General features: G+C 36.8%; 13 protein-coding genes and 1 pseudogene. 7 read left to right on the top strand and 7 right to left on the bottom strand.

Features of this window, described 5'->3' with window-relative positions:
* Window positions 1-5: 5 nt before the first annotated feature.
* Complete coding sequence (locus DB42_RS03565; protein WP_044881775.1) at window positions 6-1424, top strand: Do family serine endopeptidase; 1419 nt, start codon at window positions 6-8, stop codon at window positions 1422-1424.
* A gap of 52 nt (window positions 1425-1476) precedes the next feature.
* On the opposite strand, the gene DB42_RS03560 is transcribed toward DB42_RS03565, so the two are convergent.
* The 3 genes from DB42_RS03560 to DB42_RS03550 all read right to left on the bottom strand — a co-directional run bounded on the left by DB42_RS03560 (window position 1477) and on the right by DB42_RS03550 (window position 3747).
* Window positions 1477-1710, bottom strand: coding sequence for a hypothetical protein (locus DB42_RS03560; RefSeq protein ID WP_044881774.1), 234 nt, complete (start codon window positions 1708-1710; stop codon window positions 1477-1479).
* 323 nt (window positions 1711-2033) lie between these two features.
* Complete coding sequence (locus DB42_RS03555) at window positions 2034-2450, bottom strand: hypothetical protein (protein ID WP_044881773.1); 417 nt, start codon at window positions 2448-2450, stop codon at window positions 2034-2036.
* A 115-nt stretch (window positions 2451-2565) separates the two neighbouring features.
* Complete coding sequence (locus DB42_RS03550; RefSeq protein WP_044881772.1) at window positions 2566-3747, bottom strand: site-2 protease family protein; 1182 nt, start codon at window positions 3745-3747, stop codon at window positions 2566-2568.
* Window positions 3748-4428: 681 nt separating this feature from the next.
* Here DB42_RS03550 and ftsY point away from each other — a divergent pair.
* The 4 genes from ftsY (at window position 4429) to DB42_RS03530 (ending at window position 7559) form a co-directional block, all read left to right on the top strand.
* Entirely contained in the window at window positions 4429-5358 is a 930-nt protein-coding gene (gene ftsY / locus DB42_RS03545) for a signal recognition particle-docking protein FtsY (protein WP_039386057.1), read from the top strand.
* A 266-nt stretch (window positions 5359-5624) separates the two neighbouring features.
* The gene (locus tag DB42_RS03540; RefSeq protein ID WP_044881771.1) at window positions 5625-5987 is read left to right on the top strand and encodes a hypothetical protein; all 363 of its coding nucleotides are present in this window, start codon (window positions 5625-5627) and stop codon (window positions 5985-5987) included.
* An 844-nt stretch (window positions 5988-6831) separates the two neighbouring features.
* Window positions 6832-7230, top strand: a complete 399-nt coding sequence (locus DB42_RS10315; RefSeq protein WP_052435957.1) for a hypothetical protein — start codon at window positions 6832-6834, stop codon at window positions 7228-7230.
* Window positions 7231-7313: 83 nt separating this feature from the next.
* A complete protein-coding gene (locus DB42_RS03530) occupies window positions 7314-7559 on the top strand; it encodes a hypothetical protein (RefSeq protein ID WP_044881770.1) in 246 nt (81 codons plus the stop codon).
* Between the two features lie 40 nt (window positions 7560-7599).
* On the opposite strand, the gene DB42_RS03525 is transcribed toward DB42_RS03530, so the two are convergent.
* The gene (locus DB42_RS03525) at window positions 7600-8790 is read right to left on the bottom strand and encodes an amino acid permease (protein WP_044881769.1); all 1191 of its coding nucleotides are present in this window, start codon (window positions 8788-8790) and stop codon (window positions 7600-7602) included.
* 207 nt (window positions 8791-8997) lie between these two features.
* On the opposite strand from DB42_RS03525, the gene DB42_RS11165 reads away from it, so the two are divergent.
* The gene (locus DB42_RS11165) at window positions 8998-9231 is read left to right on the top strand and encodes a hypothetical protein (protein WP_155117412.1); all 234 of its coding nucleotides are present in this window, start codon (window positions 8998-9000) and stop codon (window positions 9229-9231) included.
* A 246-nt stretch (window positions 9232-9477) separates the two neighbouring features.
* On the opposite strand, the gene DB42_RS11160 is transcribed toward DB42_RS11165, so the two are convergent.
* The gene (locus DB42_RS11160; RefSeq protein ID WP_155117411.1) at window positions 9478-9618 is read right to left on the bottom strand and encodes a hypothetical protein; all 141 of its coding nucleotides are present in this window, start codon (window positions 9616-9618) and stop codon (window positions 9478-9480) included.
* A 181-nt stretch (window positions 9619-9799) separates the two neighbouring features.
* On the opposite strand from DB42_RS11160, the gene DB42_RS03520 reads away from it, so the two are divergent.
* Window positions 9800-11710: a hypothetical protein gene (locus DB42_RS03520; protein ID WP_044881768.1), complete on the top strand. Its 1911-nt coding sequence runs from the start codon at window positions 9800-9802 to the stop codon at window positions 11708-11710.
* 9 nt (window positions 11711-11719) lie between these two features.
* Here DB42_RS03520 and DB42_RS03515 read toward each other — a convergent pair whose 3' ends face one another.
* The gene (locus DB42_RS03515; RefSeq protein WP_044881767.1) at window positions 11720-13108 is read right to left on the bottom strand and encodes an F-box protein; all 1389 of its coding nucleotides are present in this window, start codon (window positions 13106-13108) and stop codon (window positions 11720-11722) included.
* A 467-nt stretch (window positions 13109-13575) separates the two neighbouring features.
* Window positions 13576-14113 (bottom strand): annotated as a pseudogene (locus DB42_RS11405) (hypothetical protein); the annotation flags it as partial.

The following is a 14113-nucleotide window of genomic DNA, read 5'->3' as shown; positions in this document are numbered from 1 at the left end:
TAATTATGCATCTAATTAAACGTAGTTTATGGACCCTGGTATGTTTTTCCTTAGTTTTTAGCCAAGGTTCTCTTTTAAGTTCTAAAGAAATCAGTTCAAATGTTCTTTTACAAGACTTTACGCAAATTGCTGACCAAGCAATTCCTGCTGTCGTTTCCATTCAAGTTAAAACAAAAAGCTTTTTTCCTCCGCGCAGCAATTTCTTTAATGAGGAGTTTTTTCAACCTTTTCAGCCTTTTTTTGGTGCTCCTCTTTATCCTGAACCCTTGCCTGAACTAGAAATCAATCAAGGTTCTGGATTTATTGTCTCCTCTGACGGCTATATTATTACTAATAGCCATGTTGTCAACAAAGCTACTGAAATAGAGGCCATCCTTAATGATAAAAGAAGCTTTACTGCTACTATTATTGGACAAGATCCTAGCACCGATGTAGCAGTGTTAAAAATTGATGCACAAGATTTACCCTACCTTAAGCTAGCCAACTCGGATGAGATTAAAGTAGGCCAATGGGCTGTGGCTATTGGTGCCCCTTTAGGCTTAGAGGCTAGTTTAACTGTGGGCGTGGTAAGCGCTAAAGGTCGGAATAACCTAGATATTGCTCAAATTGAAGATTTTATTCAAATCGATGCTGCTGTCAATCGGGGTAATTCGGGAGGCCCTCTTCTGAATTTAAAGAGTGAGGTGATTGGCATGAATACAGCCATTATATCAAGAAATGGTAGCGGCCATATGGGTATTGGCTTTGCAATCCCTAGCAATATCATTAAAAATGATTTTGAACAAATTTTAGAAAGCGGAACCATCTCCAATGGTTTTATAGGGGTTGCTTTGCAGATAGTCGACAAAGACCTTGCCAAAGCGTTAGGCTTAGAAAAACCTCAAGGAGCCCTTGTAGCAGAGGTAAGTAAAGATTCACCCGCAGAAAAAGCTGGCATTAAACAAGGTGATGTCATTCTCCAATATAATGATCGTTCATTTAACACCATTGGAGAGCTAAGGAATGCGATTGGCTTGATGAAGCCAGGCAGCAACTTAACCCTTACCATTCAGCGCAAAGATATACCACCTTTTACCCTCACTCTAGAAGTTGGCAGGATGCCTAGCTTAGGAGAAAGAACTTCTAGCCCGACGCAAAAAGAAAACAAATTAGGTCTTGAGGTACAGGAACTTACACCTGACCTTTCCCGCTCTTTAGGATATGGCGATCAAAAAGGCGTAGTGATCTCAAAGATTTTGCCTAATAGCGCTGCAGCATGGACGGGTCTAAAAAAAGGAACCTTAATCTTAAGCCTTGATCAACAGCCTGTTAGCAGCGTGGATCAGTTTAATAAGCTTTTGGATACCCATGATAGCAATAAGCCAGTCCTTCTGCTGGTTAAGCAAGGAAATACCACACGTTTTATTTCTTTATGGGTAAAATAAGGGAGATAATTAAGTGCGAAGCTATATTTAGCTTCGCACTTCTTCTAAAGACTTAATTTTTCTTTACATCGTATTTTTGAAGTTCTTGTAGTTCTTCTTCTTCCCCATCTAGCTCTGCTTCGCTAGAGTCTAAAGGAATAGCAAAAACATCTGTTGTATCCGGATTGCTATGTAGATTGAAAGGAACTTTTTCCTCTGTAACAGCTGATTGCTCGGCTGCAGGTGCTGCTGTAACTAACATAGGTATCATCGTATACAATAAGATAGAAACTAATTTTAATTTCATCGGTTCTTCTCCACAGGGTTTAATTTAGAAACAGCACTTTTATAGCAAATTCTTTCAATTTCGGTAAAGGAAAGCTCTATTTCCTAAAAAAATAGAACTTAAAAAAAACTGAAAAGGTAGGAAAAAATCTCCTGGCTATCAGATAAATAACCTCCACAGTGGGCTAAATAGCTTACCTAAATTAAAGGCAGGCTGATCATCTAAGAAAAGATAAGAGTTGGCAAGCAATTGCGGATAAAGAGCTAAGAAGCTAAACTTCTTAGGCCAAAGAGGGAGCTATTTCTTAGGAAAACAGAAAAGCTGCAAGCTAAATTTGATTATTTTTAAGACACTGTCACTTTGCAAGCGTTATTTTTTTCTTTTTCTCTTGCTTCCTTTTCCTCTTTAGCTTTTTTCTCGATAAGGAGATTAGCCACTCCCCCCGACCAATAAAGAGTTTTGTCATCAATTTTTTTGATAAGAAAGCCTATTCCTACCATAGCTAGAGGAGTAGCTACTAATAAAGCAACTCCTAGAGGAGAAGCTAAGGTGAGGCCAGCTACGATTGAACCTACCACAGAAAGAAGCGTTAAAGATAAGGTTCCAATCACAATTGCCAAGGCTATAATTTTTTTTTGCTTAAAGTCGGTAGGATATTTTTCTTTGCATATTTGTATGGCTCTAACTGTGGAGTTCTCTTGTTCCTCTATTTTAATAGAGGGAGGTACCCGGGAGGTTGTCCTTACAGAAGGGTGGATCATGGCTCATCCAAGTTTTATTACTCAAAAAGTAATTATAGTTAATACCTTTAAATAAAACAAGTCATATAAACCAAAAAAAACTCTTTTTTATATTACTTGCTATAAACAAAAAAACTTAATTTAATTTATTAATGCAATTTTTTAACAAATTTTGGAAAGCTGAGCTAGAACGGATAGAATCAAACTCAACTTTAGAAAGAACAGGGGCTGTATAAGGCATCCCGTGCCTAATTGCAGATTCTAACCATCCTACAGCAGGTTTAGCTGCACCTAACTGAGCATAGCTGAGAGCATTGGTAAGAGCTGTTTGGTAGCTAGGGGCCTCGCTAAATATTCGATCACCTAATTGAATGACTTCTTTCCACTCTTGATTATGATAAGCTAAATCTTGTAATAGCTGCCAAATTGGCAGATGAAATTTATTTTTAAGAGGATAAAGAATTTCATAGGCCTCTTTATACTCTCCTTTTTCACTTAATAAAAGAGCTTCATGGTAGGTGGCCTGCCTATATATCACACCTGATTGCGTCACGTTTCGAATATTTCTAAATTTCTCGGAGGCCTCTTGCTTTCTGCCTTCCTCTAGGTCTTCTTCTGCAGCTTTTAATAAATTTTTAATCGCATCGTTTTGATCCTGCTCCTGCATAGAGGAAGTACTTTGCCAGGAGCGATAGCTTTCAAAAGCTAAAATTAAAAACATAGATCCTGCCAAAGTGGCCTGGAAAGCAAAAAAGAATAAACCTACCCCTGTAGCAATAAAAATACTTAAAAGAGAGGCAATCTTAATTCCTCGTAAGCCTAATAAACCTTCCAAAGCTATACTTAAAAGGCGCCCTCCATCCAAAGGCTGTACAGGCAGCAGATTAATGATTGTCCAAAAGGTATTGACATAGAAACAGATTTCCAAAGCAAAAATTCCTAGATTGGAAGAATGTTCACCCCATCTGTTTAAAAATAGATAAGTGCTCCATGCCAGTGCAAAGCCAAAAAGAGGACCCGCAAGGACAATGATAAATTCTTGCCATAGCTTAAGCTTAGGGCCTGTTCGATAGGTTGCTCCTCCTAAGCCAGCAAGCTCTATAGTAGAACTTTGGCCAAAAGCAAGCGCGGATAAAGCATGCCCATATTCATGCACAATTATGGAAAACGTAATAACGATTACCCATAGAACAGTCTTAATCAAAGCAGCATGGATAGAAGTTATCTCTGAAAAACTGTTTAACCAGCCGATAATCAAAGTTAAAATCCAAAAAAAAGGATAGATACGCAGAGGGATTTTTCCAGGAATAGTAACCATTATTTCTTTTATGCCTTTTGCTTCTTTTTAAGACAGCTTGTTATATTATATTTTTTGAGCTTTCCATCTGTTTTATCTTATCAGCAGCTCTTCCTTTTGTGCCACTAGAATTGTAGTCACCTATTTCTCCTAGAAGGAGGCCTAATGGGCCAAAAGTTATGGCTACAAATTTGTTTTCCTAAATTTTCATTTATTAGGCAGCCTTTTCCTCGCCATCCCTGCTCCTTTTTCGCTTATTATTGGGTAGATCCCTTCTTTCTGACTTTTTTCTAAATAAACCTATAAATTTATAAAAGAGAAAGTAGCAAGAGAAAATGCTTTAGCAGCGATGGCTTAAGTTCAGCAAAGAAGGGATATAATTCTTTAAATGTTAAATAAACCGGCAACAAAACTGTCTTCCCTAAGATGGGACTCTTCCTACTTTTCTTGCTCTAATCCTTAAGCTTGCCCTTGCCTCATTTCATCTATTTTACGATTATATCGCCCGTTCTTCCCTTTGCTTAATTAAAGGCAATTACAAGAATGCCTAAGCTAGCCGATATTTTTTAAGATTGAAAGGCATGAAGATCCATCATCAGTCTCCTCAACCTCAAATTACTTAACCCATTTTTTCTTTTTATTCTTCAAGCCCTATGTGGTATACTTTCTCTTTACTTAACCTAATTTACGAAAAAACTTTTTATGATTTTAGATTTTTTAAAAGGCAGCTATACTAGATTAAAAAAAGCCTTATCCAAAACAAGTGCTGTATTAGGACATAAGCTTAAGGCCCTTTTTACCAAACCCCTCAATGAGGAAACTTTAGAGCAAATAGAACGTACTTTATATGAAGCGGATTTAGGGGTTAAAATGTCCGCAACTTTAACGGAGAAAATTCGCCAGTTACACATCAGCCATCCTCTTTTAAAACCGGAAGATTTAGTCAAAGAAATCCAACAAGAAATTATCCAAAGTCTTAAGAGCCCTTCCCTTTCTGTCCCCGCTATGGACTCCTCTATCCCTCATGTTATTCTAGTTGTGGGAGTTAATGGGAATGGTAAAACCACTTCAGCTGCTAAGCTCGCCAAGTTCTACCATAGCCAAGGTAAAAAAGTCTTACTCGCCGCAGCTGATACCTTTCGCGCTGCTGCCGTCGAACAGTTGGAGCGCTGGGCGCAGCTCTTAAATATTCACATTGTTAAAGGAGCTGCCAAAAGTGACCCTGCCTCAGTTGCTTTTGATGCGGTAACCGCAGCCAAAGCAAGGGAAGCAGATATATTAATCATTGATACTGCTGGAAGGCTACATACCAAAGCTAATCTTATGCAAGAACTTGAAAAGATCAAAAGATCCTGTCATAAAGTGCAAAATAGTACACCTCAAGAAATTCTTTTGGTGCTTGATGCGACCACAGGACAAAATGCAATCGATCAGGCCACTATTTTTCATAAACATACCCCTATTACTGGTTTAATTCTTACCAAGGTTGATGGAACAGCAAGAGGAGGAATTGCTATTAGCATTCAACAACAGCTTGGCATTCCTATCAAATATATTGGTTTTGGTGAGGGGGTAGAAGATTTTGAGCCTTTTAATGCTGAACGCTTTGTAAAAGCGCTGTTTGATGAATAAAAAGTTATAAACTCCAATCTTTATATTAAAGTCATTCAATGGGAAATATCATCCTTACCTAAGCAAGATTTAAACTTACCAAATCTTTAAGAGAATTAATTTTTTCTTTTCTCTAGCTTTTCATAATTTCTGAAAAGCAGGCTTCTTATATTCTATATGTTTGAAAGCAAGCATAATAAAATATTTTTACATTCTCCTCCATTACCTTCTTGTTCAAAACTCATAAAATCGTTAAAAGAAATTATAAGTTAAAATGGAGATTAATTATGAAAAAAATCTTAATTCACGTCACAATTTGGAGCGCCACGCTTGCTATTTCATCTCTTAGATTGTTTGCACACGGTGGAGGTGATCATGGAAGCGTTAAGGGAGAAGGGCATCCTTCTTATGAAGGCTTTCATGGAAAACACGATCATGGTTGGGAACATCATCATGAAGATCATCAGTGGCATCATGACCATGGGCATAGCAATGTGTATGTGGTAGATCCCTGGTATAATCCAGGCTTCGTCTATAGTGATACTTCTGTCACCTATCCCTATTATTATAATGGTTATCCTTATTACTACTATCATCCTAATTATTACTGGGATAATGGGATTAATGTTAACTTAAATATAGGTGGTTAATCTTTTTTACATGACTGGGCTTAATTATTATAAACTCTTGCTAGGTAATTTTTAAAATTATTAGAAAAAGATTCCTGCTCATTTAGTGAGGGAGAAGCAGCTGAAAAGAGCGGGTAGAAATTAATTTTCTTATAACCAAGCAGTTATACTAATCAACCTTAGAACATGAATGCAATTTTTAAAAGTTATTTGGTACTCTTTAAACCACAACAGTAAATTAGATAGGAAAAGATTGAATACCTGGATAATGAGTTTATAGTTTAAAGTTAAATTTAATTACTTCAAGAAGTTAGTAGGGAAAATCACACACTTTAAAATAAAGGCAACAGTTAGCTAAATTTTTCTCCTCATTAAGAAAACTTCAAATAAATACGAATGAAAGAGCGTGGCATCAGCCAGAAAAGTGGGAGCCATTTTAAGCCTTTAAAATTTAGTGAATAGGAATGATTAGCGATTGAATTTAAATGTGCATGTTCGATAGCTTGGAAGTTTTTTTTCTTTCCTTTAAGGACTGTTCTATTGAGGAAAAGGCCTGCTTAAAACCTTTTTTTAAGAAGTGAAGCTGAAGGGGTAGATGAAGCTAGCAAAATATTAAGTAAATGTCCCCTAACTTAGAGGTTAGTAAAAAGATCTAAATTTTTGGCTAGTAAGAAAAATTTTGCGGTTATGGCTATCTATAAAAGTACTTACAAGGTGCAAGGTTATCTAACCCAAAGACAGCTTTAGCAGTAAAATAGGAAGCATAGGTTGATTTGATTAACAATCTAGATATTAATTTATAAAAAATTTTAGTTCGTGTCTTAAGAGCTTGAATGGCTACTATTAATATAACCCTGGAGACTCTATGTACAAAAGATATGGCTTTTTTATCGCTTTTTCCTTTCTATCTATGGGAATTTTTTCCTCACTTACTTTGCAAGCTGATGAGAATCAAAAGATTAAAGGTAATCTACTGATAGCTCAAGGAAAGGGACATCATGGGGGCAGGAATGGACACCATAAAGGCGGACATCATGATAGGGATGAAAAACATCATGATCATAGGCATGGAGGAGGAAATAATTATTATTACTATGGTGGATTAGGAATTGGCCTAGGCTTTGGAGCCTCCTATCCCTATTACTATGACTCTTATAGAGGGCCTTCCTCATCCTATTATTACCCCTCTAGCTATACGATTTATCTCAATCCAAGCTATCCTGCTCCCTATGAAAGGCGCCTTGAAAGCCGTTTTCCCTATTAAAAAGAAGGATAATCGTCTTACTTGATTGGATAAAAGAAGCGGATATCAATTAAAAAGTAATCTTAACTTTTAAAAAGGGCTCGATGAAACATAGAAGATTGATTTATTTATTATCCCTCCTTTCTTTTTTTATTCCCTACACTGTGGAAGCGTACGACCGTATAGGCAAAAATTTAAAAATCTATTCCTACACTCAACCGAGACGCCCGAGGCGCCATGGGCGCCAGCCTACTTCTCGTGCTAATTCTCCTTATCCCTCTAAATTTACTCCTCAGCGCTCTTATCGCTATCCCCCTCAAGGCGTTCATCCATCTTCTAAATATCCTTAAAAATTAAGGAAAACATTTTTAAAAAATTAAGTAGCTATCTTTATTTTATAAACTTAATGTAGCTTTCACAAGCTAGCTCAAAGATTACAAATAAAGAGAGAAAAATTAAAGATATACGCCCACCCGGAAAAGTATACTCACCTTTAAATCCATGCACATACCGTCCTATCCATACCATTAAGACAGGTAATAAGCCTAATAAAAGAGCACAACCATACCCACCGGCATAATCTAAGGCTTCTAGAAAAATATGAGGATGACTATAGGAAATTAATAAAGGAGGAACAAAAATAGCTAAGCAAATAAAGAACTTATTTGCGCTACTTTTTTTCAATTGTAATCCATCGGCAAGAAAATCTAGCAGCCCTAACGTCACTCCAAAAAATGAAGTCACTAAAGCAAAAAAGGCAAAAAATTGGCCAATAATATAGATAACAGGAGTGCCTAAAAAATGCTTTAGCGGCACTACAGCATTCTCTCCTTTTTGCAGGGTCTCTATTAATCCTCCTGCACCAAAAGTTGGCACTATGCCTTGAATTAACCATTGCCAAATCATATAGGTCACCAAAGGAATAAAACTACCTATCAAAATAGCTAAGCGTGTTAAACGTATATCGCTATGCATATAGTGCACTAAAGTGGGGATAATTCCTTGGTAGGCAAAGGCAGTAAAAGCAATAGGTAATCCTACCATTGCTAAAGACCAGTTTTGATACAATAGATGTTGGGAGTTTACATGGGGAGCTCCTAAAATCACAAAAGCTGCATAAAAAACAGCTAATCCACCCATGAGCATGATATTTAAATGGCTAATTACTTGAGCGCCAGCATAAACAAAGGGGCCAAATAAAAGCACGAACAGCAAAGAGCCATAGTGAGCAGGAACAATATTGACTAAGAACTGGGAAACCAGATTTCCACACCCTACTATATAAGCCAAATTGAGGCAGTAAAATAAAAATAGATAAATGATCCATGCTGCCCATTTGCCTAAACTTCCCAAAGTAGTGTAGGCCATCGTTACAATATTAGCTTCGCCCTTCATCCAAGTAGAAACTTCTAGAAATAATAAGCCTGTGGACGCCATGAAAACCCAACAAAAAAAATAAGTGAGTAAAGAGGGAACAAAGCCGCCTAAGCTTGTTGCTACGGGTAGAGCAAGCATTCCCCCTCCAATAGAGGTTCCTGCTACTAATAAGGCGCCTTTAAGTAAACTTGCAGTATTATTCATGGGATCATCTTCTTAAATAAGTTAAATTAGGTGCGAGTATAGGGAGGAAGTTTCAAAAATTCAAGATAGAAGCCATAAAAGCAATAATTCCTGAAGAATATACAATTGAATAAAATTTTATACTTTTAGAAGTTATCTCATATAAATTCTAGGAAATTTTTTTCATTTAACGGATTGAAAGCATAGCGGAGGCTATAAAAAAAGTTAATGCTAAATAACGAAGTGCTATATGTGGATACCAGCTTGTGTAGCTTACCTCCTTCTAGCCCTCCCTGCTCAAAATTTTCTTTAGAAACTCTAAAGCATTCCTCTCTTGTCCGGACGTTGCCCGCAGCTTTAACCCTATCCTATAGAATGGCCTCACCAGGACAACAAGCTATATCGCAAGTGCCTTTCATGCTCCGTTTTACAAAAAGCCAATGTACCCATCGATTATCTTAAGTTTATTTTTCCATCGGTCTCTCTTATGATACTGTTCACCTTTTATCCTTTTTCCTTTAATAAACTCTATTCCTTTAGCGTTAAAATCAACAACCAAACTAGAGAAAATAAAGAAAACAAGCCTGGCACATTCCATCTATTTTTCCTCCTTAAAACCTAAAGAGTACTCTATTAATCCCTTAAATAAGTGAAGTGCTTTTTTTGCTTTCCTTCAATATAGATCCTAAAAATACATTTTTTCTTAGATTATTCTATCACCACGCCTAAGATCTTTGCATACGCTAGAATCTTCCAGTGGCTAATCGCCTCATAAGAGGTGATTAAATCGGCTAATAAGGTAGCTAGATAAATTCTTAAGCCCTCTAAGCTCTTTTTCCTACTTTTCATTAAAACAATTTTTTCTCCTTTAAAGCATGGAAGCTTAAAGGGAATTGATCATCTTTAGACCTCTTTTAACCTTCTCCTTTTGAAGAGCATTTTCTCTCTCCTCAAACAATTGGCATGAAAACTGCATTACCTACAGCGAATTACTAAAAATCTAATTCCATATAGGAAAAAGGAGCGTCTTATGAGTAGTCCTATACGTCCTAATTCTTCTTCGTCTTCTGAGTCTTTACCAATAAAGAGCTTAAAAAGGCCTAGAGAAGATGAAGAGAAAGGAAAAGAGAAACAATTAGACGAAAGAGTAACTACACTTTTTGTAAATCGAGTTAAGGAAGAAATTGAAGCAAATCCGCAGTTTAAAGCTCATCTTTATACCTACCTGAAAATGGAAGAAGGAGATAATGATCCTTTGGCAATATTTCAATTTGCTAAAGAAACTTTTTCTTTGCAACTCAGGCCTGCAGGCCCTTTAGATAGCAACCCTGCCACTAGCCGTCAAGTTGTCCTCAATGCCCATGACCTCATTCCTAGTTTAACAATGACGGCCAGGCAAGAGGATTGGCTTAAATTTTCTCATCTTCAACAGCTGATAAAGGAGATGGATGGGTATAATAATGGACAAGAGGGCATCCCAGCCAGCGAATTATCCTCTGCTGTGAAGATGCATGCTGAAACACGCTTGCTACTTTTTTTTCATCTATCTGTCGCTTTCTTTAAATCCGAAAGTAAAATTGAGCCACGTGGAGCAAAGTTTCAACTTCATCAGGGTTCTGAAGCGCAGGGTACGGAGGCTTGCCATCATTCATTATTTCCAGAAACTAAAGACAATTACTTAGAAAAATTAAAATACGAAGTTCTTAAAGCTGTGCGAAAGGAAAGAAAGGAAGGAAAGGAAAAAGAAGACATTCCACCCACTTTGATTTTAAAATTATTGGCTCTTGGTATGCCTGGAGAAGCTCTTCAGGACACTTTAAAGCAAATTATAGATAAAAGAGTAGGAGCTGAGGAAGCCGTTAACGAATTATGGAATAATTTTTTTCCTGCTTCCCGTTCCCGTTCCTTATTTAATGAACAAAGTAAGTTTTACTATTTAAATAATCATACCATAATAGCTCCTGCAACCCTTAACAGAGTGGATGATATCATTGAAAGAAATGTTCGTAAGTTTGCCGGAGAACAATTAGAAAACGTTTCATCGGGAAGAAGCTTGACGCCGATAGCGGCTACAGTGCAGGTAGGTAAAGAAATTGAAAAAGTATTGGTTCACAGCTTACTGCAGACCGATGAAAAACTCAACATGCTTAAAGATTTAGAACAAAGCGTGCGAGCGCTTGATAAGCATCTTTTTAAAAACAAACAACATTTGACTACTCAAATTTCTGCTTCTTTTGATGAAAAGTTTGAAAATCTTGAAAGTATAAATAATTTAACTCTACGTATCCCTGAGTTATTAAATAGCATATCTAGCTTAAATGATTCTCACTCTCTTCCTCTTGTCATTCCTAATTTAGAAGACACGAAAGGATTGCTTGCAAGTTTGCCGCAGGGCTTTCAAGCATTAAGAAATGAATATAACGCTTATGCACAGCATAAAGAAAAAATGTATGCTCCAATAAACATAAAGATTGAAGAGTTTAAGCAAGCCCTACAACGAAATAGAGAGGCAATTAAAAAAGCTATAAATAAACAGAAAGAGCATGAAACTATGAAAGGAAAGGATAATTTTTATCATAAACTGTCCGAACACCTTAGGGAAGTTCAAGCGAAATTAAATAAAGATGAAAAAGGGCTTTCAGCTTGGCAGGAGAAAAGAGCTCGCTTAGCCCATCCTGGAGAGGGGGAAATGCGGAAAATCTTTCAACGGTATTCATTAGGAATAGATAATCATTTCGGCTCTTCAATTTCTTCCCCCATTGACCCCTCTTCTTTCACTAGGCTGGAAGAATCTAGACATTTTATAGATGCTCAGCTTCAAGCCACTTCTCAGCTCACCGAGAAGCTTAGCCAAGAAGTAATGCAAAGAAAATATTCCTCTTATCGTTCTTATGAACAGTTACAATCAATTTTAATTTGCCAAACGATTCAAGTAAAATAAATAGTCTTTCTAAGCATGGGGAGGAGCCACCAAAATACGATCCTTTCCTTGCAGATGAGCAAAGTCCCATAGATGCAGCCAACCATGTTCATCACAAAAGACTAATTTGCGGCCATCATAGCTAGCATGGATATTATGAGAATTTACCCATGGATATGTGTCAGGCAAGAATGGAAATATTGTTCCGCAACATTTTATAGTAGGAGTATGTTGATAAAGGTCAAAGCTCTTGAATTCAGGATGGAAATGAGAGGCTAGAAAATAGCTATCATCTACAACAAGAAAACGCACAGGGGCTACTAAACCTATGTTTGCTTCAGTTAAAAAATTTCCATCATCAGGATCATAAGTTATAATGAGACTCGTACTTAGTCCCACTGCTAAGCGCTTGCCATCATAACTAGAGATAGTTAAGATCGACTTCTTGTTCCAACATTTTTCAACAGGCCGAGGTGTCATGGTAAATTCTATCTTTTTTTCCCCATTAGAAGCATCCCATACATGGCATCTTCTGTGTAAATCATCCTCGCATAAAATAATGACTCGTGCTTCGTCAAACTGACAGAGTTCTTGATTAAGAGGAATTTTAAGAGTGCCTTTCAATGGCATCAAGGTCGTAGCAAAAGAGTTCTCTATATCATTAATAAAATAAAGACTGCCATCTAGACAGTGGATTAAGGCTTGATTATTTCGGCAGAGAATAAAATTGATGGCTGCAGAGGTAGTCTTGTAGCAGCTTAATCCTGTGCGTACATCTACAATTTTAAATTGGGTTTGGGATAATAGATTAGTTAAAAATAAATGGTTTTGAGCCAAGTAAGCATTTTCAAAGTTTCCAAGGTAACAGAGAGAAGTTTGGGGAAAAGCCTCATTAACTTTCCAACGATAGAGCTGCCCTTCTTGCGTCACTTGAATAATATGGCCTTCTTGATAATGAATCAGACGAGAATTTTCCTCTTTCACATTATCATACACTAACTGACAACTTTTTTCGCCCAAATGATAGATTTGCGCTGTACCTGCTGTAGCTTTTATAAAAGCAAATTGTTTTTCTCTTTTAAGTGCAAGAATTTTTCCTGAGAAATTAGGTAATTTGTAGATAGTTTGTTTACATTTGTTTTTTGAATATTCGTCTTTCGTTAGCCTCATCGTTTTTGACATCTGCACTCTTTTCTTACAGATTTTTCGCCAGTTCTTTCCTGGGGAAGAAGAGTGGCTAAGGTTTTTCCAGCGTCGTTGGCAAATAGGCCGCCATAAAGAAGGATCTTGGGCCATTCGCTGCCAATGTTTGTTAACAAGGCCTGCAATCGGTAACTCTTTTTCATCTAAAAGGCTAAGAATCTTTAATTGCACTTCTTCAGGTATTCTTATACTAGGGATTAAGGAAAACAGTGTCATGTTATTTACCATAAATTTAGATTTGTTTTTATTTATTGTGAGATATTAGTGTTTTACTAATTAAAATCCAATAGAATATTTCAAATATTAAATAACCTAGGGCCCGTAAAAAAAATTGAATAAAATTTATCTTTCACCTATGAACGATTTATCTTAAGCAAGTTTTTCCAGAAGTTATTATATAGATTCTGACTCATTAATCGATTTTTATAGTAGCAAGCTTAGCCAAGCTTGAAAGCCACAAAACATCTTTTGGCTCTTCAATTTCTTTATCGGTTGATCCCTCTTCTTCCACTAGGCTTGAAGGATTCAGGCATTTTATAGCCAATCAACTTCAAGCAACTTCGCAACCTCCCGAGGTGCTTAGCCAAGAAATAAGGCAACCAAAATATTTCTCTTATCGTTCTTATGAACGGTTACAATCAATTTTAATCAGCCAAACGATTCAGATAAAATAAATAGTTTTTCTAAGCATGAGGAGGAGCCACCAAAATACGCTCCTTTCCTTGCAAATGAGCAAAGTCCCACAGATGCAGCCAACCATGTTCATCACAAAAGACTAGTTTGCGGCCATCGTAGCTAGCATGAATATGATGAGAATTTACCCCTGGATATGTGTCAGGTAGGAAGGGCAATATTATTCCACAACCTTTTATAGCAGGAGTATGTTGATAAAGTTTAAAGTTTTTGAATTCAGGATGAAAAATTGAGGCAATATAATGGTTATCCTCTAAAGCAAGAAAGCGCACAGGCTCTACGCCGCCTATAGTTGATTCAGTTAAAAAAGCTCCCTCATCCACATTATAAATTAAAACAAGACCTATACTCAGCCCTACTGCTAAACGCTTGCCATCATAACTAGAGGTTGTTAGAATTGACTTCTTGTCCCACAATTTTTCAACACGTCGAGCTTCCAAGGTAAACTCTATCTTTTTTTTTCCGTTAGAAGCATCCCATACATAGCATCTTCTGTGTAAATCATCCTCGCATAAAATAATGACTCGT

The organism is Neochlamydia sp. EPS4 (assembly GCF_000813665.1).
Classification (GTDB): Bacteria; Chlamydiota; Chlamydiia; order Chlamydiales; family Parachlamydiaceae; genus Neochlamydia.
This window is presented reverse-complemented; position numbering and strand designations above follow the sequence as displayed.

Excerpts from the sequence above, each read along its gene's own strand:
- DB42_RS03560 (WP_044881774.1), bottom strand. The coding sequence starts at position 1,710 with ATGAAATTAAAATTAGTTTCTATCTTATTGTATACGATGATACCTATG.
- DB42_RS03565 (WP_044881775.1), top strand. The coding sequence starts at position 6 with ATGCATCTAATTAAACGTAGTTTATGGACCCTGGTATGTTTTTCCTTA.
- ftsY (WP_039386057.1), top strand. The coding sequence starts at position 4,429 with ATGATTTTAGATTTTTTAAAAGGCAGCTATACTAGATTAAAAAAAGCC.
- DB42_RS03550 (WP_044881772.1), bottom strand. The coding sequence starts at position 3,747 with ATGGTTACTATTCCTGGAAAAATCCCTCTGCGTATCTATCCTTTTTTT.
- DB42_RS11160 (WP_155117411.1), bottom strand. The coding sequence starts at position 9,618 with ATGAAAAGTAGGAAAAAGAGCTTAGAGGGCTTAAGAATTTATCTAGCT.
- DB42_RS03555 (WP_044881773.1), bottom strand. The coding sequence starts at position 2,450 with ATGATCCACCCTTCTGTAAGGACAACCTCCCGGGTACCTCCCTCTATT.
- DB42_RS03540 (WP_044881771.1), top strand. The coding sequence starts at position 5,625 with ATGAAAAAAATCTTAATTCACGTCACAATTTGGAGCGCCACGCTTGCT.
- DB42_RS03520 (WP_044881768.1), top strand. The coding sequence starts at position 9,800 with ATGAGTAGTCCTATACGTCCTAATTCTTCTTCGTCTTCTGAGTCTTTA.
- DB42_RS11165 (WP_155117412.1), top strand. The coding sequence starts at position 8,998 with ATGCTAAATAACGAAGTGCTATATGTGGATACCAGCTTGTGTAGCTTA.
- DB42_RS03525 (WP_044881769.1), bottom strand. The coding sequence starts at position 8,790 with ATGAATAATACTGCAAGTTTACTTAAAGGCGCCTTATTAGTAGCAGGA.
- DB42_RS03515 (WP_044881767.1), bottom strand. The coding sequence starts at position 13,108 with ATGACACTGTTTTCCTTAATCCCTAGTATAAGAATACCTGAAGAAGTG.
- DB42_RS10315 (WP_052435957.1), top strand. The coding sequence starts at position 6,832 with ATGTACAAAAGATATGGCTTTTTTATCGCTTTTTCCTTTCTATCTATG.
- DB42_RS03530 (WP_044881770.1), top strand. The coding sequence starts at position 7,314 with ATGAAACATAGAAGATTGATTTATTTATTATCCCTCCTTTCTTTTTTT.